The sequence below is a fragment of the Mesorhizobium sp. ArgA1 genome, assembly GCF_053714375.1.
Window position 1 is genome coordinate 244940 of sequence record NZ_JBSKBQ010000006.1, and the last position, 25066, is coordinate 270005.

The 25066-nt window shown below is 63.9% G+C and carries 22 protein-coding genes; 11 read left to right on the forward strand and 11 right to left on the reverse strand.

The features are described from left to right. Nucleotides 1-3: 3 nt before the first annotated feature. The 7 genes from fdhF to ACWGTI_RS16935 all read left to right on the forward strand — a co-directional run bounded on the left by fdhF (nucleotide 4) and on the right by ACWGTI_RS16935 (nucleotide 7131). Nucleotides 4-2916 carry a formate dehydrogenase subunit alpha gene (gene fdhF, locus ACWGTI_RS16905; RefSeq protein ID WP_454588156.1) on the forward strand — a complete coding sequence of 971 codons (2913 nt, stop codon included), beginning with the start codon at nucleotides 4-6 and terminating at the stop codon, nucleotides 2914-2916. A 2-nt stretch (nucleotides 2917-2918) separates the two neighbouring features. Continuing rightward, nucleotides 2919-3749 (forward strand): formate dehydrogenase accessory sulfurtransferase FdhD, encoded by an 831-nt coding sequence (gene fdhD / locus ACWGTI_RS16910; RefSeq protein WP_454588157.1) that lies wholly within the window; start codon nucleotides 2919-2921, stop codon nucleotides 3747-3749. Then, nucleotides 3739-4053 (forward strand): formate dehydrogenase subunit delta, encoded by a 315-nt coding sequence (locus ACWGTI_RS16915; protein WP_454576668.1) that lies wholly within the window; start codon nucleotides 3739-3741, stop codon nucleotides 4051-4053. The genes fdhD and ACWGTI_RS16915 overlap by 11 nt, the downstream gene beginning before the upstream one ends. Nucleotides 4054-4191: 138 nt before the next feature. Then, a complete protein-coding gene (locus ACWGTI_RS16920; RefSeq protein WP_454588158.1) occupies nucleotides 4192-5745 on the forward strand; it encodes an alpha/beta fold hydrolase in 1554 nt (517 codons plus the stop codon). A gap of 109 nt (nucleotides 5746-5854) precedes the next feature. Continuing rightward, the gene (locus ACWGTI_RS16925) at nucleotides 5855-6334 is read left to right on the forward strand and encodes a carboxymuconolactone decarboxylase family protein (protein WP_454588159.1); all 480 of its coding nucleotides are present in this window, start codon (nucleotides 5855-5857) and stop codon (nucleotides 6332-6334) included. 75 nt (nucleotides 6335-6409) lie between these two features. Beyond that, complete coding sequence (locus ACWGTI_RS16930) at nucleotides 6410-6772, forward strand: nuclear transport factor 2 family protein (RefSeq protein ID WP_454576671.1); 363 nt, start codon at nucleotides 6410-6412, stop codon at nucleotides 6770-6772. Nucleotides 6773-6816: 44 nt separating this feature from the next. After that, nucleotides 6817-7131, forward strand: coding sequence for a hypothetical protein (locus ACWGTI_RS16935; protein WP_013891392.1), 315 nt, complete (start codon nucleotides 6817-6819; stop codon nucleotides 7129-7131). Nucleotides 7132-7183: 52 nt separating this feature from the next. On the opposite strand, the gene ACWGTI_RS16940 is transcribed toward ACWGTI_RS16935, so the two are convergent. The 8 genes from ACWGTI_RS16940 to ACWGTI_RS16975 all read right to left on the reverse strand — a co-directional run bounded on the left by ACWGTI_RS16940 (nucleotide 7184) and on the right by ACWGTI_RS16975 (nucleotide 15344). Beyond that, nucleotides 7184-7669 (reverse strand): ester cyclase, encoded by a 486-nt coding sequence (locus ACWGTI_RS16940; RefSeq protein WP_454588160.1) that lies wholly within the window; start codon nucleotides 7667-7669, stop codon nucleotides 7184-7186. Nucleotides 7670-7712: 43 nt separating this feature from the next. Beyond that, nucleotides 7713-9140 (reverse strand): gamma-aminobutyraldehyde dehydrogenase, encoded by a 1428-nt coding sequence (locus tag ACWGTI_RS16945; RefSeq protein WP_454588161.1) that lies wholly within the window; start codon nucleotides 9138-9140, stop codon nucleotides 7713-7715. 82 nt (nucleotides 9141-9222) lie between these two features. Beyond that, nucleotides 9223-10038 carry an ABC transporter permease gene (locus ACWGTI_RS16950; protein WP_454576675.1) on the reverse strand — a complete coding sequence of 272 codons (816 nt, stop codon included), beginning with the start codon at nucleotides 10036-10038 and terminating at the stop codon, nucleotides 9223-9225. Beyond that, a complete protein-coding gene (locus ACWGTI_RS16955; protein ID WP_454576676.1) occupies nucleotides 10028-10996 on the reverse strand; it encodes an ABC transporter permease in 969 nt (322 codons plus the stop codon). The genes ACWGTI_RS16950 and ACWGTI_RS16955 overlap by 11 nt, the downstream gene beginning before the upstream one ends. After that, on the reverse strand, nucleotides 10993-11991 hold the full coding sequence (locus ACWGTI_RS16960; protein ID WP_454588162.1) for an ABC transporter ATP-binding protein: 999 nt from the start codon (nucleotides 11989-11991) through the stop codon (nucleotides 10993-10995). Before ACWGTI_RS16960 ends, ACWGTI_RS16955 begins: the two co-directional genes overlap by 4 nt. A 162-nt stretch (nucleotides 11992-12153) precedes the next feature. After that, nucleotides 12154-13308: an ABC transporter substrate-binding protein gene (locus tag ACWGTI_RS16965; RefSeq protein WP_454588163.1), complete on the reverse strand. Its 1155-nt coding sequence runs from the start codon at nucleotides 13306-13308 to the stop codon at nucleotides 12154-12156. 277 nt (nucleotides 13309-13585) lie between these two features. Further along, nucleotides 13586-14497: a LysR family transcriptional regulator gene (locus ACWGTI_RS16970; protein ID WP_454576699.1), complete on the reverse strand. Its 912-nt coding sequence runs from the start codon at nucleotides 14495-14497 to the stop codon at nucleotides 13586-13588. A 70-nt stretch (nucleotides 14498-14567) separates the two neighbouring features. Then, entirely contained in the window at nucleotides 14568-15344 is a 777-nt protein-coding gene (locus ACWGTI_RS16975) for a DeoR/GlpR family DNA-binding transcription regulator (protein WP_454588164.1), read from the reverse strand. 425 nt (nucleotides 15345-15769) lie between these two features. Here ACWGTI_RS16975 and ACWGTI_RS16980 point away from each other — a divergent pair, with 425 nt between their 5' ends. Both ACWGTI_RS16980 and ACWGTI_RS16985 read left to right on the forward strand, forming a co-directional pair. Next, a complete protein-coding gene (locus ACWGTI_RS16980; protein ID WP_454588165.1) occupies nucleotides 15770-16654 on the forward strand; it encodes a phosphotransferase in 885 nt (294 codons plus the stop codon). Then, a complete protein-coding gene (locus ACWGTI_RS16985) occupies nucleotides 16651-19104 on the forward strand; it encodes a GcvT family protein (RefSeq protein ID WP_454588166.1) in 2454 nt (817 codons plus the stop codon). The genes ACWGTI_RS16980 and ACWGTI_RS16985 overlap by 4 nt, the downstream gene beginning before the upstream one ends. 8 nt (nucleotides 19105-19112) lie before the next feature. Here ACWGTI_RS16985 and ACWGTI_RS16990 read toward each other — a convergent pair whose 3' ends face one another. Beyond that, nucleotides 19113-19745 (reverse strand): class I SAM-dependent DNA methyltransferase, encoded by a 633-nt coding sequence (locus tag ACWGTI_RS16990; RefSeq protein ID WP_454588167.1) that lies wholly within the window; start codon nucleotides 19743-19745, stop codon nucleotides 19113-19115. A gap of 106 nt (nucleotides 19746-19851) precedes the next feature. Here ACWGTI_RS16990 and ACWGTI_RS16995 point away from each other — a divergent pair, with 106 nt between their 5' ends. Continuing rightward, on the forward strand, nucleotides 19852-20754 hold the full coding sequence (locus ACWGTI_RS16995; RefSeq protein ID WP_454588168.1) for a phosphotransferase: 903 nt from the start codon (nucleotides 19852-19854) through the stop codon (nucleotides 20752-20754). Between the two features lies 1 nt (nucleotide 20755). Here ACWGTI_RS16995 and ACWGTI_RS17000 read toward each other — a convergent pair whose 3' ends face one another. Together ACWGTI_RS17000 and ACWGTI_RS17005 are read right to left on the reverse strand one after the other, a co-directional pair. After that, nucleotides 20756-21679, reverse strand: coding sequence for a DMT family transporter (locus ACWGTI_RS17000; RefSeq protein WP_454588169.1), 924 nt, complete (start codon nucleotides 21677-21679; stop codon nucleotides 20756-20758). Between the two features lie 72 nt (nucleotides 21680-21751). Continuing rightward, a complete protein-coding gene (locus ACWGTI_RS17005; protein WP_454588170.1) occupies nucleotides 21752-23032 on the reverse strand; it encodes an amidohydrolase family protein in 1281 nt (426 codons plus the stop codon). A 176-nt stretch (nucleotides 23033-23208) separates the two neighbouring features. Between ACWGTI_RS17005 and ACWGTI_RS17010 the strand changes: the two genes are divergently transcribed. After that, complete coding sequence (locus ACWGTI_RS17010) at nucleotides 23209-24963, forward strand: ABC transporter ATP-binding protein (protein ID WP_454588171.1); 1755 nt, start codon at nucleotides 23209-23211, stop codon at nucleotides 24961-24963. The last annotated feature ends 103 nt before the right edge of the window (nucleotides 24964-25066 follow it).

Below are 25066 nucleotides of genomic sequence, written 5' to 3' on the forward strand. Positions count from 1 at the left end.
CAGATGAACATCAAGGCCGACTTCCCGACACTCATCGAAGAACTCGACTACGGAACCCCGGAATCGAAGGCGCAAAAGCAGGTCACGCTGATCGTCGACGGCCGCAGCATCAGCGTGCCGGAGGGTACGTCGATCATGCGCGCGGCGATGGAAGGCGGGGTCGAGATTCCAAAACTCTGCGCCACGGACATGTTGGACTCGTTCGGCTCCTGCCGCGTCTGCCTGGTCGAGATCGACGGGCGCGGCGGTACGCCGGCATCCTGCACGACGCCGGTCGGCGAAGGCATGGTGGTGCGCACGCAATCCGAGCGGCTCGACGCCATCCGCCGCGGGGTCATGGAGCTTTACGTCTCCGACCATCCGACGGGCTGGAACGAGAAGGCCGGTACCGGCGCCAGCGAGTTCGACGTTGTGGCGAAGTCGGTCGGCCTGACCGAGAACCGCTTCGGCATCGAGGGCCGCAACCACGTCAAGCAGGAAAACGGCGTCGCGCCGGGCCATGGCTCGCTGGCGGTCGACTACATCGCCCGCGATGAATCCAACCCCTATTTCACCTATGATCCGGCGCAATGTATCGTCTGCTCGCGCTGCGTGCGGGCCTGTGAGGAGGTGCAAGGCACCTTCGCGCTGACGATCGAGGGCCGCGGTTTCGAATCGCGCATGGTCGCCGGCATGCATGAGGATTTCATCGCCTCCGAATGCGTGTCCTGCGGCGCCTGCGTGCAGGCCTGTCCGACCGATGCGCTGCGTGAAAAGACCGTGCTTGAGAAAGGCATGCCTGAGCGCTCCGCCGTCACGACCTGTGCCTATTGCGGCGTCGGCTGCTCTTTCAAGGCCGAAGTGAAGGGCGACGAAGTCATTCGCATGATGCCCTACAAGGACGGCAAGGCGAACCACGGCCATTCCTGCGTGAAGGGCCGCTTCGCCTATGGCTACGCGACCCACAAGGACCGCATCCTGTCGCCGATGATCCGGGAAAAGGTCAGCGATCCCTGGCGCGAGGTGAGCTGGGAAGAGGCGATCGCCCATACGGCCAAGGAATTCCGTCGTATCCAATATCAATACGGACGCACCTCGATCGGCGGTATCACGTCCTCGCGCTGCACGAATGAGGAGACCTATCTGGTCCAGAAGCTGGTGCGCCAGGGCTTCCGCAACAACAATGTCGACACCTGCGCCCGCGTCTGCCACTCACCGACCGGCTACGGTCTCGGCCAAACCTATGGCACCTCGGCCGGCACCCAGGATTTCGATTCCGTCGACTTCACCGATGTCGCCGTCATCATCGGCGCCAATCCGGCTTCCGCCCACCCTGTGTTTGCTTCGCGGCTGAAGAAGCGGCTGCGCCAGGGCGCCAAGCTGATCGTGCTCGATCCGCGCCGTACCGAAATGGTCAAGTCGGCGCATGTCGAGGCCGACTACCACCTGCCGCTGAAGCCCGGCACCAACGTGGCTGTGCTGACGTCGCTCGCCCATGTCATCGTCACCGAGGGGCTTTTCGACGAAGCCTTCATCCGCGAACGCTGTGACTGGACGGAGTTCCAGGACTGGGCCTCGTTCGTCGCATTGCCGGAGAACAGCCCTGAGACCGTCGGCAAGCTTTCCGGCGTCGACCCGGAGCTGATCCGGGGTGCTGCGCGGCTCTATGCCAAGGGCGGGAACGGTGCGATTTACTACGGCCTCGGCGTCACCGAACACAGCCAGGGCTCGACCACGGTTATGGCTATCGCCAACCTTGCCATGGCGACCGGCAACATCGGCCGCCCGGGCGTTGGCGTGAACCCGCTGCGCGGCCAGAACAATGTGCAGGGCTCATGCGACATGGGCTCATTCCCGCATGAACTGCCGGGCTACCGCCACATCTCCGGCGAAGCCGTGCGCGACATCTATGAGAGCCTGTGGGGCGTGAAGCTCGACGACGAACCGGGCCTGCGCATCCCCAACATGCTGGATGCCGCTGTCGACGGCTCCTTCAAAGGCATCTACATCCAGGGCGAGGACATCCTGCAGTCCGACCCTGACACCAAGCATGTCGCGGGCGGCCTGGCGGCGATGGAATGCGTGGTCGTGCACGACCTGTTCCTGAACGAGACAGCGAACTACGCGCATGTCTTTCTGCCGGGCTCGACCTTCCTGGAGAAGGACGGCACCTTCACCAATGCCGAGCGCCGCATCAACATGGTGCGCAAGGTCCTGGAGCCGAAAGCGCGCTACGCGGACTGGGAAGCGACGCAGGAGCTTGCCCGTGCGATCGGGCTTGACTGGAACTACCAGCATCCCTCCGAGATCATGGACGAGATCGCCAAGACGACGCCAAGCTTCGCCGCCGTCTCCTTCGATCTGCTCGACCGTGTCGGATCGGTGCAATGGCCCTGCAACGAGAAAGCCCCGCTCGGCACGCCGATCATGCATATAGACGGCTTCGTGCGCGGCAAGGGCAAGTTCATCCGCACCGAATATGTGGCGACCGACGAGCGGACCGGGCCGCGTTTCCCGTTGCTGCTGACCACCGGCCGCATCCTCAGCCAGTACAATGTCGGCGCACAGACAAGGCGCACCGAAAACGTCATGTGGCACAGCGAGGATCGACTGGAGATCCATCCGCACGATGCCGAAAATCGCGGGGTGCGCGACGGCGACTGGGTGCGGCTGACCAGCCGTTCGGGCGAGACGACGCTGCGTGCGCAGATCACCGACCGGGTGTCGCCCGGCGTGGTCTACACGACGTTCCACCATCCCGACACCCAGGCCAATGTCATCACCACCGACTTCTCGGACTGGGCGACCAACTGTCCGGAGTACAAGGTGACGGCGGTGCAAGTAGGCGCCTCCAACGGGCCTTCGGACTGGCAGCGCGACTATGACGAGCAGGCGCGCAACAGCCGCCGCATCGCTCCGCTGCAGGCGGCGGAGTAGTCTTGGCCGCGCGCCGCAAAGCAACGACGCAGACATCGCGGCTGGCGCACCGCGCCAGCGGCACTGCGGCCGCGAACCGCATGGTGCCGGAGGAGACGCCGGTGGCGTTCTCCTTTGCCGGCACCACACATGCGGTGATGATGGCGAGCCCTGCCGACTTCGAGGATTTTGCACTCGGCTTCTCGCTGACCGAAGGCATCATCGCGCTGCCTGACGAGATCGAAGCCATCGAGGTCGAGGATCATGGCGCCGGCATCGATATCCAGATCCGGCTGAAGGACCAGGCCAATACGCGCTTCGAGGCGCGACGCAGGCGCCTGGCCGGGCCGGTTGGCTGCGGGCTGTGCGGCATCGAATCCATCGAGGAAGCGATGCGCTCGGTCGACAAGGTTGGTGCGTCGAAACTTACGCTTGAAGCCGACGACATCGTACGGTCGGTCAGGTTGCTGTCGAAGGTGCAGCCGCTGCATTCCGAAACCGGCGCCGTGCACGCTGCGGGCTTCTATGTGCCGGGCAAAGGCATCGTCATGGCGCGCGAGGATGTCGGCCGCCACAATGCGCTGGACAAGCTGGCCGGCGCGCTGGCGAAAGCCGGCATTGACGGCGCCACCGGTGCTGTCGTCGTGACCAGCCGCGTCTCGGTCGAGATGGTGCAAAAGACGGCGGCCATCGGCTCGGCTTTCATCATGGCCGTCTCGGCGCCGACAGCACTTGCCATCCGCACTGCCGAAGAAGCCGGTATGACACTGGTGGCGCTGGTGCGCGGCGACGATTTCGATGTTTTCACCCACCCGAAAAGGGTGGTCTTGGGAGTTGCCCAGCATGTCGCATGACGAAGACCACATCACGAGCACCAGGGAAAAGCTGGTGCGCATGGCCAACCAGATTGCCGCCTTCTTCCATTCCAGGCCGCGCGAGGAAGGCGTGGCGGGTGTAGCCGAGCACATCAACAAGTTCTGGGAGCCCAGGATGCGCCGCCAGTTCTTCGAGATGCTGGACAGCGGCGGCGAAAATTTCGACGAGCTTGTCGTCGTGGCTTCGGCCAGGATCAAGCGGCCGAAGACCGAGGAGCAGGCCGATATCAGCATCGGCTACGTCCAACCCACGGGTGCAGAGAGCGCCGCTCCCCAGAAATAGCCGATCGCCGGAATAACCGGGCGAACGCAGTTCGGGTCGCCAGGCTATATTCCTGTCTTCTAAAGTTTGACTGCCGCATCCGGCAGGTGTCTGCTATGGTCGACGATCAGAAGTCGTCTGGCCGGGCGGGATGCAGTCGTGAGGCCGATCGAGACGCGATATGCCCTCAGCGGCGACGTGCGGATCGCCTATCAGGTGGTCGGCCAGGGATCGTTCGACCTGGTTTTCGTGCCCGGCTTCATTTCCAATCTCGACCTGCATTGGGAAGACGAAGGTTATACCAGGCTGTTGAAACGGCTGTCGGCGTTCTCGCGGCTGATCCTGTTCGACAAGCGCGGCACCGGCCTGTCCGACCGGGTCGACCCGCGCCATCTGCCCAGCCTCGAAACCCGCATGGACGATGTGCGCGTGGTGATGGATGCCACCGGCAGTGGCCGTGCGGCCTTGCTCGGCGCCTCGGAAGGCGCGCCGCTGGCAATGTTGTTCGCCGCCACTTATCCGGAGCGGACACGGGCGTTGGCGCTTTATGGCGGCTATGCGCATTTCCACAAATGGGTGATGCCGCCCGAACGCCTCGAGGCCTTCATCGCGACAGCGGGCACAGAGTGGGGCACCGGCGCCACTCTGCCCAACTTTGCGCCGGGCCGCGTCGATGACGCGCATTTCACCAAGTGGTGGGCGCGCTTCGAGCGGCTGTCGGCCAGCCCGACGGCAGCGGCTGCCCTGGCCCGGATGAATGCCGGGGTCGACGTGCGCGGTGTACTTTCGGCGATCGGCACACCGACGCTGCTCATCCATCGCCGCAACGATGTGCGGGTCGACCCCGACGCCAGCCGCTTCCTGGCCAAGAAGATCGCGAATGCGCGATTGATCGAAATCCCCGGCCGCGATCACCCGATCTGGACCGGCGATGTCGACCGGGTAGCAGACCTGATCGAGGAATTCCTGACCGGCGAGCGCGCCGTAATCGAAGCGGAGCGCGTGCTTGCCGCTCTTCTGGCGACACGCATCTACGATACGGCGCGGGTAGGCGACCGCATGTGGAGCGAACGCAGCGAGCGCTTCCAGGAGAGCTGGCGGCAGCTGGTCGGCCGTCATGGCGGACGCGCCGCCGGCATCCATGGCGAGCTTATGGTCGCGCGCTTCGACGGGCCGGCGCGGGCCATACGCTGCGCGGCGGCGCTGCGCGATGCGGCGCAGCATATGGGCATTGCAAGCGCCCAGGGCGCGCATGTCGGCGAGGTCGAAATGCGCGGACCGCCGATGGGACTGATGGCACGGGTGACGATGCAGATCGCCGCCCATGCCGGGCGCGGCGAGATACTGGCGTCGCGGCTGGTCGCCGACCTCGCCGCCGGTTCCGGCCTGCATTTCGCCGATGCCGGCCGTGTCGCGCTGGATGAACTGGACGAGTCGCTGGCGCTGGTCCAGGTGACGTCGGAACAGCATCTCGAGCCCGCTTGCCGTCCCAAGGCCAGGTCTGCCGAGCCTGCTCAACTGACGGCGCGCGAAAGCGAGGTGGTCAGCCTGATCGCCGACGGCAAGAGCAATGCCGCAATCGCTGCCGAGCTGGGGCTCAGCGAGCATACGGTCAAGCGTCATGTGGCCAACATATTGCTGAAGCTCGACCTGCCGTCGCGGGCGGCGGCGGCGGCATTCTCCGCCAGGCACACTGGCCCGGACGGGCCATAGGAGCCATGGCGCTTTCGGGCGAAGCGACCAAGGGCGCGCAGGCGCTACGAATTCTCTCCATGCAGCCCAGGCGGATGTCGCCGGGAAGGCGCTGCGAACGGAGGATGCAATGCTGAAGTCAAACAGGTCGATCAAATCGCTGGTGATAGCGGCAGGCGTTGGTGCACTGTTCACGATTGCCCCTGCCAAGGCCGAGGACGCTACGGCGGCGGCCGCCTACAAAGACATCGAGGCGACGCTCGGCTCGGTGCCGGACATGTTCAAGACGCTGCCCGATGTCGCGGTTGCCGGCGCCTGGGCCGAGATCAAGGGCGTGCAGCTCAACCCCAAGACCGCGCTCGACGGCAAGACCAAGGAGCTGATGGGGCTGGCCGTCGCCTCGCAGATCCCCTGCCAGTACTGCATCTATTTCCACACCGAGGCCGCCAAGCTCAATGGCGCGACCGATGAGGAGATCAAGGAAGCGATCGCGATGGCGGCCATCGTGCGCCACTGGTCGACGATGCTCAACGGCAGCCAGGTCGATTTAGCGACCTTCAAACAGCAGACCGACGGCGTGTTCGCGGCCGTCAAAGCCAAGTCGCAGTGAAAGACCCTGCCCGGCGATGGCGCCGGGCAGCCCTTTTTGTCATCAACCGCCCATCGAGGGGCCATGGAGGAAAAGATGCTGACCAAGACGCAAAGCGTTGACGGCGCGGCGATCAAGAAAGCGATCGAAGGACGGGACGGCAGGACGCTGGCGAGCTTCTACGCCGACGATGCGCTGGTGCGCGTGATCGATCGCAACAACCCGCCGAGCAAGCCGCGCGAGATCCGTGGCCGGGCGGCGATCAGCACATTCTGGGACGACATCTGCAGCCGGGCAATGACCCACAAGGTCGACACCACCATCGCCGATGGCGACAACCTCGCCTTCACCCAGGCCTGCGCCTATCCGGACGGAACCAAGGTGTTCTGCGCGGCGATGCTGGAGTTGAAGAACGGACGCATTGCACGACAGACCGTCGTGCAGGCCTGGGACGAGTAGGCCACCTAACCGCGGCCTGGGCCGCAAAGCCGGAGGAGACAAAAATGTTCAGCGCCAGATGGCAGATCGACGCCAAATTCGGGCACAAGCAGACCGTGCTTGAACTGCTCAAGAAATGGGAACGCGAGATCGGCTCTCAGGTCGGCATCGCCGACCTGCAGTTCCAGATCATGACCGGTTCGATCGGCGCCCGGGAAGCGACGGTCGAATCGCATCATCAGGTCGAAAGCCTTGCCCAGCTGGAGGCTTTCTTCGCCAAGATCGGCAAGATCGACGCGCACGCCAAATGGGGCAAGGAGATGGAGCCGTTCGTCGTGTCGGGCACCAGCCTCTGGAACATATATCGCATTGTCGAGTAGCGGCTGCTCCCCTCCTTCCCGGCAAGGGGGAGAAGGGGAGCAGACGGCGCTGCTACATCAGGCCAAGCTGCTTGTAGAACCCTAGCGCGTCGTAATAGTCGCTCTGGGTCGCGATCTTGCCGTCCTTGACCTGGAACATCGAGGCGCCGGTGAAGGAGAACTTCTTGCCGGTCGCGGCGGTGCCGTCTCCCCAGGCGCCGGTATTGGTGCCGGAGAACTCCCATTCGAACGAGACGCGGTCGCCGTCGATCAACGGCTTGCCTTTCATCGTCCATACGGCATCAGGAACGGCCTTCAGGAAATTGTCGATGACCCCGGTCTTGGCGGCCTCCCTGCCCGCCACCGGCTTGCCGACGGAAGCGTCGTAGTAGGTGACGTCGTCGGCGAAGTAGCCGGCGGCCTTGGCCGAGTCATGCGCGTTCCAGGCCGCGACATAGGCCTCGACCACCGACTGCGCGGAGTCAGCGGCAAAGGCCGGCGACGCAACGAAGAGCGTAGCGGCGATGGCTGCGGTTGTCAGAAATTGGCGGCGATGCATGGTTCTTTCCTCCCTGGTCTTGAAATGCTTGAGCGCTGAGACGCTACCCGTGCGCCACCATCACATGGCGCACGGCGGTATAGTCCTCCAGCGCATAGAGCGACATATCCTTGCCGTAGCCGGACTGTTTCAAGCCGCCATGCGGCATCTCGTTGGTCAGCATGAAATGGGTGTTGATCCAGGTGCAGCCATATTGCAGGCGGGCGGCCGTCGCCATGGCGCGCGAGACGTCCTTGGTCCACACCGAGGACGCCAGGCCGTAGTCGCTGTCATTGGCCCAGTTCACGGCTTCGTCGACTTCCGAAAAGCGGGTGATCGAGACGACCGGGCCGAACACTTCGCGGCGCACGATTTCGTCTTCCTGCAGCGCGCCGGCAACCACGGTCGGCTGGTAGTAGAAGCCGGAGCCCTCGCCCGGTTTGCCACCGGTGGTGATCTCGATGTGCTTCAGTTCGGAAGCGCGCTCGACGAAGCTCGAGACGCGGTCGCGCTGGCGGCGCGAGATCAGCGGGCCGATCTCATTCTCAGTGTCATCTGGCTGGTTGTATTTGATGGTCGAGACCGCAGAGGACAGATCGGCAACGAGCTTGTCGTAGACCTTCCTGCCGGCATAGATGCGGCAGGCGGCGGTGCAGTCCTGGCCGGCATTGTAATAGCCGAAGGCGCGCAGGCCGTTGACCACGGCGCCGAGATCGGCGTCGTCGAAGACGATGACCGGCGCCTTTCCGCCGAGCTCCAGATGCGTGCGCTTGACCGATTTGGCGGCGGCCTGCAGCACCTTCTTGCCGGTGGCGACGTCGCCGGTGATCGAGATCATGTTGACCTTGGGGTGGTTGATCAGCGTGTTGCCAACGCTGTCGCCGCGGCCGAGCACGACGTTGACGACGCCCTCGGGCAGCACCTCTGCCAGGATCCTGGCCAGCTTCAGCGCCGTCAGCGGCGTCTGTTCCGACGGCTTGAAGACGACGGTGTTGCCGCCCGCGATCGCCGGCGCCAGCTTCCAGGCCATCATCATCAGCGGATAGTTCCAGGGCGCGATCGAGGCGACGATGCCGATCGGGTCGCGCCGCACCATCGAGGTGTGGCCGGGGAGATATTCGCCGGCGACCACGCCGGGCATCGAACGCACCGCGCCGGCAAAGAAGCGGTAGCAGTCGACGATCGCCGGGATTTCGTCATTGAGCACGGCATTGATCGGCTTGCCGCAGTTCAGCGCCTCGAGCGCGGCGAACTCCTTGGCCTCGGCCTCGATTCGGTCGGCAATCTTGAGGAGATAGCCCGAGCGTTGCGCCGGCGTGGTGCGCGACCACGTGACAAACGCCTTTTCCGCCGCCGCCACCGCCGCCTCGATCTGCGCCGGGCTTGCTTCCGGCAGGTTGAGAATGGTCGCCCCGGTCTTTGGATTGAGGATCGGCTCCTCGGTCTCGGTGCCCTTGTCGAAGATCGCGCCGATCAGCATCTGAGTGTCCATGGATTTCTCCCTTGTCAGGAGCGAGTAGCGAATAGGGGCGGTCGTGCATCTTTCCCTACTCGCTACTCGCTATTCGCTGTTTTCATTTTCCACTGCCGGCGATCTGGTCGCCGTCGCGGGTCAGATAGTAGGCAAACAGGATGGGCAGCAGCGTCACCAGAACCACGACCATGGCGACGACATTGGTGACCGGGCGCTGGCGCGGGCGGATCAGCTCCTCCAGCATCCAGATCGGCACGGTCTGCTGTTGGCCGGCGGTGAAGGTGGTAACGATGACCTCGTCGAACGACAGCGCGAAGGCCAGCATGCCGCCGGCAAGCAGTGCGGTCGCAATGTTAGGCAGCACGACGTGCCGGAAGGTCTGGAAGCCGTCGGCGCCAAGATCCATCGAGGCCTCGATCATCGAGCCCGAGGAACGGCGGAAGCGGGCGACCGCATTGTTGTAGACGACGACCACGCAGAAGGTGGCGTGGCCGAGCACGATCGTCCAGAACGAGAAGGGGATGTCGGCCAGCGAAAAGGCTGAGCGCAGCGCGATGCCGGTGATGATGCCGGGCAGTGCAATCGGCAGGATGACGAGCAGCGAGATGGTCTCGCGGCCGAAGAATTTCGTACGCGACACGGCGGCGGCGCACAGCGTGCCGAGTATCAGGGCAATCGCCGTCGAGATCGCGGCGACGCGGACCGAGAGCGACAGCGCCTGCCAGACATCCGGCCGGTTCCAGGTGACGGCGAACCATTGCGTGGTCAGCCCCGGCGGCGGCCAGACGAAGCTCTTTTCTTCCGTGGTGAAGGCGTAGACGAAGATCAGCAGGATCGGCAGATGCAGGAAGAGCAGGCCGCAAGCTGCTGCGATCTTGAGGCCGAGCGGGGCGGATTGCGAGCCGTCAGAGCGCATCGAAGGCCCCCATGCGCTTGGCGCCCCAGAGGTAGAAGCCCATGATGACGATAGGCACGACGGTGAAGGCCGCAGCGAGCGGGATGTTGCCGGCGGTGCCTTGCTGCGAATAGACGGCCTGGCCGATGAACAGGCGCGACGTGCCGATGATCTGCGGGATGATGTAGTCGCCCAGCGTCAGCGAGAAGGTGAAGATCGAGCCGGCGACGATGCCGGGCAGCGCCAGCGGGAACAACACGTTGCGGAAGGTCTGGCCTGGCGACGCGCCGAGATCGGACGAGGCCTCGACCAGATTGCCGGGCACGCGTTCCAATGCCGCCTGCACCGGCAGGATCATGAAGGGCAGCCAGACATAGACGAAGGCGATGAAGGTGCCGGTGGCGGAGACCGATAGGGAGTTTCCGCCGACGACCGGCAGCGACAGCCAGCCATCGAGCACCCAGAGCAGATGCAATTTGGCGAGCAGCCAGGTCAGAATGCCTTCCTTGGCGAGGATCAGCTTCCAGGCATAGATCTTGACCAGGTAGCTCGACCACAGCGGCAGCATGACGCCGAGATAAAACAGCGCCTTCCAGCGGCCGCGGGCATAGCGCGCCGCGTAATAGGCGATGGGGAAGGCGATGATGGCCGAAGCCAGCGTGACCAGCACCGCCATCGTCACCGTGCGCAGGATGATGTCCAGATTGGCGGCCTGGAACAGGTCGCCATAGGTCTTCAGCGTGAACTCATGGTTGATGAGGCCGGAGAATTCGTCGATCGAGAAAAAGCTCTGCGCCAGGAGGGCGAACAGCGATCCGATATAGACGACACCCAGCCATATCACCGGGGGCAGCAGCATGAGGAACAGCAGCAATCGCGGCCGGCGCCAGAACAGGTCGGACAACGCACCGCGCATGCCACCGCTGCCGGGCAGGATGGCGGGGGCCGTGGCGCGCGGCATGGCGGCGTCGAGGCTCATGCCGGCTCATCCATCAGATGCAGGTGCTCGCGGTTGAAGGTGAGCACCACCGCTTCGCCTTCCGCCGGTAGTTTCGTGCCGGCCGGCACGATGGCGTGCAGCCGCAACCCGTCGGCGTCGAGCGCCAGCCTTGTCGTGGCGCCGAGATAGTTGGCTCCGACCAGGCGCGCGGCAACGCCATCGCCTTTCGCGGCGCGGCCGATGCGGATGGATTCGGGACGCAAGCTGCCCCAGCGATGCTGGCCGGAATAGCGCTGGACGAAATCCGGCGGCAACACGTTGGAGGAGCCGACGAAATCGGCCACGAAACGTGTCTTCGGCCGCTGGTAGATGTCTTCCGGCGTGCCGACCTGCATGATCTTGCCATCGTTGAAGACGGCGACGCGGTCGGCCATCGACAGCGCTTCGCCCTGGTCGTGGGTGACGAAGACGAAAGTAATGCCGAGCGCCTTTTGCAGCGACTTCAGCTCTTCCTGCATGTTCTCGCGAAGCTTGAGGTCGAGCGCGCCGAGCGGCTCGTCGAGCAGCAGCACCTTGGGCTGGTTGACCAGCGCACGGGCAAGCGCGACGCGCTGGCGCTGGCCGCCGGAGAGCTGGCCGGGACGGCGGGCACCATAGCCGGGAAGCCGTACCAGCGACAGCGCCTCTTCCGCCGCCTTCTGCCGCTCGGCCTTGGCTATGCCCTTGACCATCAGCCCGTAGGCGACATTGTCGAGGACGTTGAGATGCGGGAACAGTGCGTAGTCCTGGAACACCGTGTTGACGTTGCGGCGATAGGGCGGCACGCCTTCGGCACGCTCGCCGAAGATCGAGATCGAGCCCGAGGTCGGCTGCTCGAAACCGGCAATGAGGCGCAGGCACGTCGTCTTGCCGGACCCCGACGGACCGAGCATGGCGAAGAATTCGCCCGGCACGATGTCGAGATCGACGGCGTCGACGGCGCGAACGCTCCCGAAATGGCGTGAGACTTTCTGGAAGGAAACGGCCGAGGTCATGGGCTGCCAGTCTGTTTTTGGATCGAGTTGTGGCGAGTTCGCGCGACGCCTGTGGGGAGGTCGCGGCGAAGCCGCGGGTGGGGGTGGCCTAGCACGAACCGCGCTGTCCCCCACCCCGACGCTGCGCGTCGACCCTCCCCACACAGGGGGAGGGTAAGGCGATCAACGTCCGCCGATGACGCCGATATAGTCCGACACCCAGCGGTAATAGGGCACGCACTGGTCGTTCTGGGTGGCGCATTTCGAGACCGGGGTCTTCCAAAACTTTATCTTGTCGAAATTTTCGTAGCCGTTGGTCTTGCAGCCTTCGTCGGTCAGAAGCTCGTTGCCCTTGCAGGCGGCGGGCACCACGGGAAGCGAACCGAACCAGGCCGAGACGTCGCCTTGGACCTTGGGCGACAGCGAATGCTCGAGCCACATATAGGCGCAGTTCGGATGCGCGGCGTCGGCCTCCATCATGGTGGTGTCGGCCCAGCCGGTGACGCCTTCTTCCGGCACCGTCGAGGCGACCGGCTTCTTGGCGGCCACCAGCGTGTTGACCTGGTAGGGCCACGAGCCGGAGGCGACGACGCCTTCATTCTGGAAGTCGTCGACCTGGATGGCGGCGTCATGCCAGTAGCGGCCGACCAGCGTGCGCTGGACGCGCAGCAATTCGAGCGCCGCCTTGTACTGGTCTTCGTTCAGCTCGTAGGGATCCTTGATGCCGAGTTCCGGCTTGTGGAACATCAGATAGTTGGCGGCATCGGCAATGTGGATCGGGCCGTCATAGGCCTGGACGCGGCCCTTGTTCGACTTGCCGTCGGGCAGGTTCATTTCCTCGAAGACGATGTTCCAGCTCTTGGGCGCTTCCTTGAAGACATCGGTGTTGTACATCAGGACGTTCGGGCCCCACTGATAGGGAACGCCATAATGCACCTTGTCGACGGTGAACCAAGGCGCGTCCTTCAGGCGGTCGTCGACGCTCTTCCAGCTCGGGATGAGATCGGTGTTGATCGGCTGCACGCGCTTGCCGGCGACGAGGCGCAGCGAGGCGTCACCCGAAGCGGTGACCAGATCGAAGCCGCCCTCATTCATCAGCGAGACCATCTCGTCGGAGGTGTTGGCGGTCTTGACGTTGACCTTGCAGCCGCTCTCCTTCTCGAAGGCGGTCACCCAGTCATAGCCCTTGTCGGTTTCGCCGCGCTCGATATAGCCCGGCCAGGCAACGATGCTGACCTCGCCTTCGCCCTTGCCAAGCTCCTTGACCTGGGCGACGGCCTGACCGGAAAAGGTGAGCGCGACCGTGAGAGCCGTGCACGTCTTCAGAAATGAATTCATCGTCAATCTCCCATTTTGGCGCCTGACTGCGAAGCCGGTCTTCGCTGCGGTCAGCCGCAGGCTGAAAAGCGTCAGTTCGTCCGATGGACATGTCGCCGCTCTGATGGCGGCTTTCGTCCCTGAAATGAAAAGTGCTTGGAAAATTCCGGTTTCGCAAATTCATTTATCAGAAACACGATATCGGTTTTTCCGATAGATAGGTGCCAAATGCATGTCACCCAAAAGTGGCCCCCGGTTTTGAGAGAACGACATGCATCAAAACAAAGACGTTACCCGATCAGCGCTGCTGGCGCACCGTGCGCTGCGACTGGGCGAGGCCGATGAAGTCGCGGGCCGCCTGCGGCAGGCCGGAGCCGCGGCGCCAGACCATGCCGACCTGGACCACCGGCAGAGTGCCGGAAATATCGCGGGATTCGATGCGGTCGCCTTCCAGCGACCATGGCCGATAGACGAGGTCAGGCAGCAGCGCCACGCCGGCGCCGGTGGCGACGAGGCTGCGCACAGCTTCCACGGAGCGGGTGCGGAAGGCGACATATGGCTTGGCGCCGATCGCCGCCAGAAGCTTGCCGGTGCTTTCCTCGATCTCGTCGACAGTAAGCATAATCAGCGGTTCGCCGGCAATATCGCCAATGCCGATAATGTCGGCGCTGGCCAGCTTGTGGCTGAGCGGCACCCACAGCCGGTACGCCGAGACTTCGAGGATTTCCGACTGCAGCGCCGTGCGGTCACGCAAATTGGATGTGACCATGACGGCAATGTCGAGCTTGCCGCCGATCAGGAGGTGCTCGAGATAGTCGCCATTGTCTTCGATGGCCGAGACTTCGACGCCGGGATAGGCGCGGCGATAGCGGGAAAGCAGATCGGACAGCACATAGCCGGCGACCAGCGAGGTGACGCCGAGCTGCAGGCGCCCGCCGGCCACCACCTGGTCGTCGGAGAATGCGCGGCGCGCGTCGGAGACATCGGCCAGGATCTTGGTGGCATGACGCAAGAACTGGTGGCCTTTGTGGGTGATGTTGAGGCCGCGTGGATGGCGTTCGAACAATTCGACGCCGAGGTCGCTTTCCAGTTCCTTGATCGCCTCGGTAACCGACGACTGCGAGATGGACAGGTTCTGCGCTGCGCCCGACACCGTGCCTTGCTCGGCGACGGCAATGAAGAACTGCAACTGGCGGATGGTGAAGGCCATGGCCGGACTAAACACGGCGAAGCCGGCGCTGGGAAGTGGCAACCCCAAATGCCCGATCCGGCGACAGGATTCAGAACCCGGCTTCGCCGCCTGCGATGCTGAGCCGCGCACCGGCTCCGGCAAGGGCAGCGGCGATGTCATGCGGCGGCGGCTGGTCTGTGGCGAGTTCGGAAAAACCGTCAAAGCCGCAGACCTGGACCAGCCCCTGGCGACCGAATTTTGTGTGGTCGGTGATAACAAGGGAACGCTGGCCGCGCGACAGCACCATGCGGGCGAACTCCGCCTCTTCCAGATCATAGTCCGCCAGCCCTGCGGCGGCGTCCACCGCGCCGATCGAAATCACCGCGTGGCTGACCGAGAAACGGCTGACGAAGTCGATCGCCGAGACGCCGAAGGCCGCGCCGGAATCGCTGCGCAGCTCGCCGCCTGCCATATAGACCTTGTTGCCGTTGACGGTGGCCAGCGTGCGGGCGATGTCGGACGAGTTGGTGACCACCGTCAGCCGCCGGTGGCCGAGCAGCTCGCGGGCCAGGAACGAGGTGGTGGTGCCGGTGTCCAGCATCACCGACTCGCCGTCGCGGATGGTGGCGGCGACCATGCGGGCAATCAGCCGCTTGGCTTCGGCATTGTCGCGCATACGCCGTTCGAACGGCGCCTCGCCGGTCATCGACGGCAGGCCGATGGCGCCATGCATCTTCAGCACCGAGCCGTTACCGGTGAGCGGCTTGACATCACGGCGCACGGTTTCAAGCGAGACCCCCAGCCGGTCCGCCAGGCTGGCAATGGTGACGGTGCCCTCTTCCTTCAGGAGGCGGAGGATTTCGCCATGCCGTTTCGAATGGATCATGTGGCCTCCCGAATTCTGCGACCTGCCCGGTTCTCGGGCAATACAGACGTTTTTAAAGGAATTGCAGGTGGTTTCGGGCAAAACACCCAAAAAAAGTCACAACATTTGATTGACAGTCGGGCGGCACTGGCATGACATTGATCGCGTGGCAGGCTTCGGAACTGCCACGGGAGGGTGATGGCAGAGCCGCAATTTCACGGACCGGACCGTCTGGCCAGACCGTCTGGGATTGATTTGGCGCAAGGACTTTTCAAATCCGCGGGGGCGGAGACCGGGTATCAAAACCTGGCCAAACGGGCTCGTCGGTGCGGCGCGGGATGGGAGAGTCCCGGCATCCCGCACCGACGAGATTTTTTGCGTTCCCCCGCCCTCTTTGCGCGGCGCAGGGCGCCTTGTCGAAGCTCCGCCAAATCAGGGATGGCCTCGTGACTGCTGAAGACCGGATCCGGGCCTTGCCCTGCTGGAATGGCAGCGTCGACATTGCACCGCTGCCGGGCGGCCTCAGCAACGCCAACTATCTGGTCAAGGACGCCGCCGGGCGGCACGTCGTGCGCTTTGGGCAGGACTATCCGTTCCACCATGTCTTTCGCGATCGCGAGGTGATGACATCGCGGGCTGCGCATGAAGCGGGCTTCGCGCCGGCGGTCCGCTATTCCGAACCCGGCATCATGGTCACGGAATTCCTCGGCGCAAAAACCTACGTCGCCGCAGACGTGCGCGCCAATATCGGCCGCGTCGCCGCGCTGATGCGCGGGTTCCATCGCGAGATGCCCAATCACATCTCCGGCGCAGGCTTCATGTTCTGGGTCTTCCATGTCATCCGCGACTATGCGCGCACACTGAACGAAGGCGGCAGCCGCAAGCGGGACGAGCTGCCACGGCTTTTGGCGCTGGCCGACGAGTTGGAGCGGGCGCAGAAACTGCTGCCGATCGTCTTCGGCCACAACGATCTTTTGCCGGCAAATATTCTTGACGATGGCGACAGGCTATGGCTGATCGACTTCGAATATGCCGGCTTCAACACCGCCATGTTCGACCTTGCCGGCGTTGCCTCCAATGCCGAGATGAGCGACGCGGACTCCTTCGCTTTCCTCACCGCCTATTTCATGCGCGAGCCGGATGAGGCGATCCGCCGTTCGCACGCGGCCATGCAATGCGCGTCGCTGCTGCGCGAGGCGATGTGGAGCATGGTTTCCGAGCTTTATCTCGATGCGCCGGGCATCGACTACGTCGCCTATACCGCAGAGAACCTGACGCGGCTCGACGCGGCGCTGGACAATTACCGCACGAAGTACGGGACACAGCCATGACCTTGCCCACCCATGCCGGCATCGTCGTCATCGGCGGTGGCATTATCGGCTGTTCGACAGCCTATCATCTGGCGCGTGACCACAAGGCCGATGTCGTCCTGTTGGAGCAGGGCAAGCTGACCTCCGGCTCGACCTGGCATGCGGCCGGGCTGGTCGGCCAATTGCGCTCGTCGGCCTCAATCACCCGGGTGCTCAAATATTCGGTCGAACTCTACAAGGGGCTGGAGGCCGAGACCGGCCTCGCCACCGGCTGGAAGATGACCGGGTGCCTCAGGCTCGCCACCAACGCCGACCGCTGGACGGAGTACAAACGACTGGCGACGACCGCCAGGAGCTTCGGCATGGATATGCAGCTGGTGTCGCCGGACGAGGTGAAAAAGATGTGGCCGCTGCTGGAGACCAGCGATCTCGTCGGCGCCTCGTGGCTGCCGACCGACGGCCAGGCAAGCCCCTCCGACATCACGCAGTCGCTGGCCAAGGGCGCGCGCATGCATGGCGCCAAGCAATTCGAGGATGTCCGCGTTACCGGCTTCGACATGAAGGACGGACGCATCACCGCGGTGAAGACCAACAAGGGCGACATCGCCTGCGACAAGGTGGTGAACTGCGCCGGGCAATGGGCGCGCCAGGTCGGCGCCATGGCCGGCATTTCCGTGCCGCTGCAACCGGTCAAGCACCAGTACATCGTCACCGAAAAGATCGAAGGGCTGGCGACCGACGCGCCGACCATCCGCGACCCCGACCGACGAACCTATTTCAAGGAAGAGGTCGGCGGGCTGGTGATGGGCGGCTATGAGCCGAACCCGCAGGCCTGGGCGACCGGCCTGCCTGGCGGCGATGTGCCTGACGAATGGGAATTCCGCCTGTTCGACGACGATTACGATCACTTCGAGCAGCATATGAGCCAGGCGATCGCGCGCGTGCCGGCGCTGGAGCGGGCCGGTGTCAAGCAGATGATCAACGGACCGGAGAGTTTCACGCCGGACGGCAATTTCATCCTCGGTGTCGCGCCCGAATGCGCCAACATGTTCGTTGGCGCCGGCTTCAACGCCTTCGGCATCGCGTCGGGCGGCGGCGCCGGCTGGGTGCTGGCGCAATGGGTGGTCGACGGCGAGGCGCCACTCGACCTCTGGGTGGTCGACATCAGACGCTTTTCCGGCCTGCACCGCGACCGGCAATGGGTCAGCGACCGCACGCTGGAAGCCTATGGCAAGCACTACACGATCGGCTTTCCGCATGAGGAGTACGTCTCGGGACGGCCACGCATCGTCTCGCCGCTCTATGACCGGCTGAAGCTTCACCGCGCCGTCTTCGGCTCCAAGCTCGGCTGGGAACGGCCGAACTGGTTCGCGCCTGAGGGCGCCAGGCCCGAAGACATCTATTCGATGGGCCGGCAGAACTGGTTCTCAGCCGTGGGCGACGAGCACCGGCATGTGCGCGAAAAGGTCGGCCTCTTCGACCAGTCCTCCTTTGCCAAATACGAGATGACGGGTGCCGATGCAGCCAAGGCGCTCGACTGGATCTGCGCCAACGATGTCGCCAAGCCGGTGGGACGGCTGACCTATACGCAGCTGCTCAACACGCGCGGCGGCATCGAAGCCGACCTGACCGTGGCAAGGCTCGCCGAGGACAAATTCTACATCGTCACCGGCACCGGCTTCCGCACACACGATTTCTCCTGGATCGGCGACCATGTCGGCAAGGACCTCGACGTGACGCTGAAGGATGTCACCGAGGATTTCGGCACGCTGTCGCTGATGGGGCCGCGGGCCCGCGACGTGCTGGCTGCGGTGACCGATGCCGATGTCTCGAACACAGGATTCCCGTTCGGCCATATCAGCGAAATCGCGATTGCCGGCCACACAGTTCGGGCGCTGCGCGTCACCTATGTCGGCGAACTCGGCTGGGAACTGCATGTGCCGATCGCCGCCACCGGCGAGATCTTCGACGCGCTCATGGCCGCTGGTGGGAAGCACGATATCCGGACGGTCGGCTACCGGGCACTGGAATCGCTGCGGCTGGAGAAAGGCTATCGCGCCTGGGGTTCCGACATCACGCCCAACGACACGCCGCAGGAGGCTGGCCTCGGCTGGGCGGTGAAGCTTCGGAAGAACACCGATTTCGTCGGTCGTCGGGCACTCGAAAAGATCAGCGGCGCCGAACTGAAGAAACGCTTTGCCGGCTTTACCGTCGACGATCCGGATGTTGTGCTCGTCGGGCGCGAGACGATTCTGCGCAATGGCGAACCGGTCGGTTATCTCACCAGCGGCGGCTATGGCTACACGCTGGGCAAGAACATCGGCTATGGCTATGTCCGCAATGCCGACGGCGTCAGCGACCATTTCCTCACCGCCGGCGATTATGAGCTGGTGGCGGCGATGGAACGGACGCCGGCAAAAATTCATCTGGAGCCGATGTACGATCCGGCGATGAGCAGGATCAAGGTATAGATCCTGGATCAGCTAACGCTCAGCACGAGGCCGCGGCTGGGCACCGTATCGGCCTCGCCGGGCATCGATACATAGGGCGCAGTCTCCTCGGCGCAAACGACCCTGCCCTCAGCCTCGAGCGCAGCGATGCGGTCGGCAAAGCCGGCGTTCCACAACGTGTTCTTGACCGTCAGCACGATAATGCCGCCCGGCCGGCAGATGCGGATCAGTTCGTCCAGCCCCTCGGCGCCGACATGGCCGGAGGTGAAAACGCCGGCCGAGACGATGCCGGCATAGGCATTGTCGGCAAAGGGCAGCGGGCCGCCGAGCGCCAGGCAATGCAGCGCCGAATAGACGCCCTTTGCTGCCGCCTTGGCGAGCATACCCTGCGAAATGTCGAGCGCCTCGACCTGGGGATAACCGGTAATGGCTAGCCATTCGCCGATCAGCCCAGTGCCGGCGCCGGCATCGAGAAGCGGGCCTGCACCGCGCGGCAGATGGCGGGCGAGCAGGGCCAGGCAGATCGTTGGGTGGCGATAGCCGGCGGCCGACATGTCGGCATCGTAGGTTTCCGACCAGTTGTCATAGATCGCGGCCACGTCCTCGGGGCGTTGCGCCGCGTAGGCGGCGCCGAGCCCACCATGATCCTTGTTTCCCGCCATGGCTGTTTCTCCGCCAGCTCGCTGCTTACCCTCGATCGGATGATAGCCAAACGGCGAAAACTGTGGAACCGTTACCGCAAGAAATAACACGGCCAGGGGAACAGGCATGGGGACGGACGAGGCACGCGAGACACTTGCGGCGATTCCGGCATTGGCCGGCTATGACGGGCCACTGGAGCGATTGGGCGGGATGACCAATCTGGTGTTCCGGGCCGGCGATATCTGCCTGCGTATCCCGGGTAAGGGCACACAGGAGTATATCAACCGCGCCAATGAGGCGGTGGCGGCGCGTGAGGCGGCCCGGGCCGGCGTCAGTCCCGAAGTGCTGCATGTCGACCCCGAGACCGGCGTGCTGGTCACTCGCTTTGTTGCCGGAGTGGAGACGATGTCGCCGGAGAAGTTCAAGACCCGACCGGGAAGCCCGGCGCGCGCGGGCGAGGCCTTCCGCAAGCTGCACGCGTCCGACGCGGCGTTTCCGTTCCGCTTCGAATTGTTTGCGATGATCGACGACTATCTCAAGGTTTTATCGACCAAGGACGTCGCCTTGCCGCCCGGCTATCATGACGTGGTGCGCGAATCCGAAACCGTGCGGGCCGCCCTTGCTGCTCACAAGCTGCCGCTTGCCGCCTGCCACTGCGACCCGCTGTGCGAGAATTTTCTCGATACGGGCGAGCGGATGTGGATCGTCGACTGGGAGTATTCGGGGATGAACGACCCGCTCTGGGATATCGGCGATCTCAGCGTCGAAGGCAAATTCGACACTGCGCAAGAGGAAGAGCTGATGCGCGCCTATTTCGGCGGCGAGGCGAGGCCAGCCGAGCGCGGCCGTATCGTCATCTACAAGGCGATGTGCGACCTGTTGTGGACGCTGTGGGGGTTGATCCAGCTTGCCAACAACAACCCAGTCGAGGATTTCCGCGCCTATGCCGACGGCCGTTTCGATCGCTGCAAGGCGCTGGTGGAGACGCCGGAGTTTTCACGCCATCTGGCGGCCGTGCGCCAAGGTTAGGTCAGTTCACGCCTTTCGGCACGTTTTCCGGCGGCACGACTGTTTCCACCACTTTCTGGCGATGGAAGATGAACAGGCCGGCGAGCACGACGATGGCCGAGCCGATCAGGATGCGCGGTCCCGGCACGTCGCCAAAGAAGGCGAGGCCGAAGATCACCGCCCACAAAAGCAGGCTGTAGTGCAGCGGCGCCAGCGTCGAGGCTGGCGCCAGTTTCAGCGCCCGAGTGATCATCAGATGGGCGCTGCAGGAGACGACACCGAGCAAAAGCATCGCGCCGAAATCGAGTGTCGAGGGGTTGCGCCAGGCGCCGATGGTCATCACGGCGCCGACCAGCAGTGTGCCGATGGTCTGCCAGGTGACCAGCGTGGTGTCGCTGGTGCCGCGCAAGCGGCGGCTGAGGATGATGGCAAAGGCAAACGCGATGCTGCCGACCAGCGCGAACAGCGAGGACTGCGAGAACGCCGCCGAGGACGGCTTCAATATGATCAGCACGCCGCAGAAGCCGACCAGGATGGCTGCCCAGCGGCGCCAGCCGACCTTTTCGCCGAGCAGGAAATGCGACAGCGCCGCCACATAGATCGGCCCGGCCATGTAGAAGCTCATCACGTCGGCAAGCGGCAGATAGACGACAGCGGCATAGAACAGCGCCGTGTCCACCGTAGTCGCCAGCACGCGCAGAGACTGGAGGACTGGCCGCTCCATCCGGAACAGTCTGCCAGCGCCTTGGTTGGCGATCATCGGGCCAAGCACGATGAAGGCGCCGATCGAGCGGATAAAAACCACCTGGCCAACCGAGAAAGAGGCGACCAGCCATTTGCCCATCGCGTCGTTCAGCGCGAACATGAAGTCGCCGGCCAGCATCAAAAGTATGCCGGCCAGAAGCACGTTTCTCATCGTGAAGCTGCGAGCAAGCGACTGGGCCATGCGGCTCCCTATCCGCAAGCGGCCGCTTTGACGAGGCAAATCGGTAAGACCAGCGGCGGAAATCGGCTGTATCTACGCAGTCTTGTGCCGCCGGTTCACCTGGCCTGGCCGCCCTGAGATCGACAGCCGGGTCTCCTGCTTCGTGCGCTCGGCCACCACCTTGCCCCTGGCGACGACGCAGAGCCGCTCGGCGCGCAGACGCAGGGCCTCAATCGGGTTGCCGGCATCGAGGATGACGAAGCTCGCACGCTTGCCCACGGCGAGGCCGAGATGGTCGAGGCCCATGATGGCGGCGTTGACGTTGGTGACCATGTCGAAGCAGCGCGCCATGTCGGCCGGGCTCGACATTTGCGCGACGTGAAGGCCCATGAAGGCGACGTCGAGCATGTCGGCGGTGCCCAGCGAGTACCAGGGATCGAGCACGCAGTCCTGGCCCCAGCCGACGCGGATGCCATGCGCCTGCATCTCCTTGACGCGGGTCATGCCGCGGCGCTTCGGGAACGTATCGTGGCGGCCCTGCAGCATGATGTTGATCAACGGGTTGGGGATCGCCGACACACCGGCCTCGGCGATCAGCGGCAGGAGCTTGGAGACGTAGTAATTGTCCATCGAATGCATGGAGGTAAGGTGCGAGCCGGCCACCCTGCCCTGCAGTCCGAGGCGCTGCGTCTCATAGGCAAGCTGCTCGATATGGCGTGACAGCGGATCGTCGGTCTCGTCGCAATGCAGGTCGACCATCAGCCCGCGCTTTGCCGCGATTTCGCACAGTTCAGTGACAGAGCGGGTGCCGTCGTGCATGGTGCGCTCGAAATGCGGAATGCCGCCGACGATGTCGACGCCCATGTCGAGCGCGCGGATGGTGTTCTGTCGTGCCGTCGGCGAACGATAAAAGCCGTCCTGCGGGAAGGCGACCAGTTGCAGGTCGATATAGGGCGCGACCGTCTTCTTGACGTCGAGCAACGCTTCGACCGCCAGCAGCCTATCGTCGCAGACATCGACATGGGTGCGGATGGCAAGCAGGCCCATCGAGACCGCCCAGTCGCAATAGGCGAGCGCCCGCTCGCGCACGGCTTCATGCGTCAACAGCGGCTTCAGCTCGCCCCACAGCGAGATGCCTTCGAGCAGCGTGCCCGAGGCGTTGATGCGCGGAATGCCGTAGGACAGCGTGGCGTCCATGTGGAAATGCGGATCGACGAAGGGCGGCGAAATCAGATTGCCATGTGCATCGATCGCCGTGCCGGCGGTGACGTTCAGTTCGGGCTCGATGGCGACGATCGTGTCGCCTGATATGCCGAGGTCGGCGACGGTGCCGTCCGGCAGGGTTCCGCCGCGCACAACAAGGTCGAAATCCATCTGTCGTCATCTCCCTGCAGATCACTCGTCACAATCGTGGCGCAAAAGACACCCGGCCGCAGCCGTTTGTCTCCGCGGCAGCGAAAGGTTCCATCCGGTGGCAACTCGCTCTATAAGCCGCCTTTCGCCCCCGTGGCGAATCCGAAATTCGTCTCAGTCAGGCATGGGATCAACCATTGTTTCGCTTCTTCCGTTCTACGGAAAACCAGCGCCTCATCGCGAGGCTCGTCAGGGAATCCTTCCACGAGCACAAGTTTGGCTATGCCGCGGCGATCGCATCGATGCTGGTGGTGGCCGCCATGACCGGCGCCAGCGCCTGGATTCTTCGCGAGATCACCAATGAGTTCGTGATCTACAAGAGGCTCGACCGGGTCAACCTGATTGCCGGAGGGGTCGCCGCGATCTTCGTCTTTAAGGGCATCGCCAACTTCGTGCAGGCCTACTTTATGAGCCGCGTCGGCAACAGCATCATCGCCGACCGGCAACGCAAGATCTACGACCGCATCCTGGCGCAAGGCATCGAGTTCTACCATTCGACCTCGTCGTCGGAGCTGATCACCCGCATGACCAACAACGCGCAGGCAGCGCGCAACGTGCTCGACCTCGTCGTCACATCCTATGTGCGCGATCTGGTGACGATGATTGTGCTGGTGGGGGTGATGGTCTGGCAGCAGCCGGCGCTGTCCCTGATCTGTTTTGTCATTGGTCCCGTAGCCATTTACGGCGTCAACCACATCCTGAAACGCGTGCGCAAGATTGCCGCGCAGGAGTTCCGCTCGCTCGGCCAGATCGTGCAGGTGATGCAGGAAACGGCGGTGGGCGTGCGCGTGGTGAAATCCTTCGGCCTCGAAGGCGCGATGCGCAAGCGCATGTACAAGGCCGTGTCGGACGTGGAGAACCGCGCCAACAATATCGCGACGCTGGAAGCCGCCACCAGTCCGGTTATGGAAACGCTTGCCGGGTTGGCAATCTCCGGCTCCGTCCTGGTCAGCGGCTTCCTGGTTCTGGGTGGCGGCCAGATGCCGGGCAATATCATGGCTTTCATCGCGGCCCTGCTGCTGGCCTACGAACCGGCAAAGCGCCTGGCGCGCGTGCGCATTTCGCTGGAAACCGGCATTGTCGGCGTGCGCATGATGTTCCAGCTCGCCGACCGGCCGCTGACGCTGGCCGAGAAACCCGATGCAAAGCCGATGCAGGCCGGGCCGGGCGAAATCCATTTCGACAATGTCAGCTTCGCCTACCCGGAAAGCCCGCCGGTGTTCGAAGGGCTCGACCTGACGCTCGCGGCCGGCAAGATGACGGCGCTGGTCGGACCATCGGGCAGTGGCAAGTCGACCATCCTGAACCTGATCATGCGCATGTACGACCCGCAGGTCGGCAGGGTGCTGTTCGATGGCCAGGATATCTCCGACGCCACGCTCTCCTCGGTGCGGGAAAAGATCGCCTATGTCAGTCAGGACACGTTCCTGTTTGCCGGCACCGTGATGCACAACATCCGGCTCGGGCGTCAGGACGCGACCGACGCCGAGGTGATTGCCGCCGCGAGAGCGGCCAATGCGCATGACTTCATCAGCGCCATGGCCAAGGGCTATGATACGGATGTCGGCGAGAACGGCGCGCTGCTTTCCGGCGGTCAGCGCCAGCGCATCTCGATCGCGCGCGCCATGCTGCGCAATGCCGAGATCCTGCTGCTCGACGAGGCGACCAGCGCGCTCGACGCCGAATCCGAGGCGCTGTTTCGCGACGCGTTGCAACAGCTGACGGTCGGGCGCACCACCATCGTCATCGCCCACCGCCTGTCGACCGTGCACCAAGCCGACACGATCGTCGTGCTGGAAGCCGGCAAGGTGGTCGAAAGCGGCGCGCACCGCACGCTGCTCAACCAGGGCGGGCTGTACCAGAAGCTTTATGAGTACCAGTTGATGCCGTGAGGGGCGGCTTCTCCTTCTCCCCTTGTGGGACTGTTGCAAAATTGGGTGGATATGATTCCCTGTTTTTGAAACGGGGATTTTGCGATGACGACAAAGCCGAGCG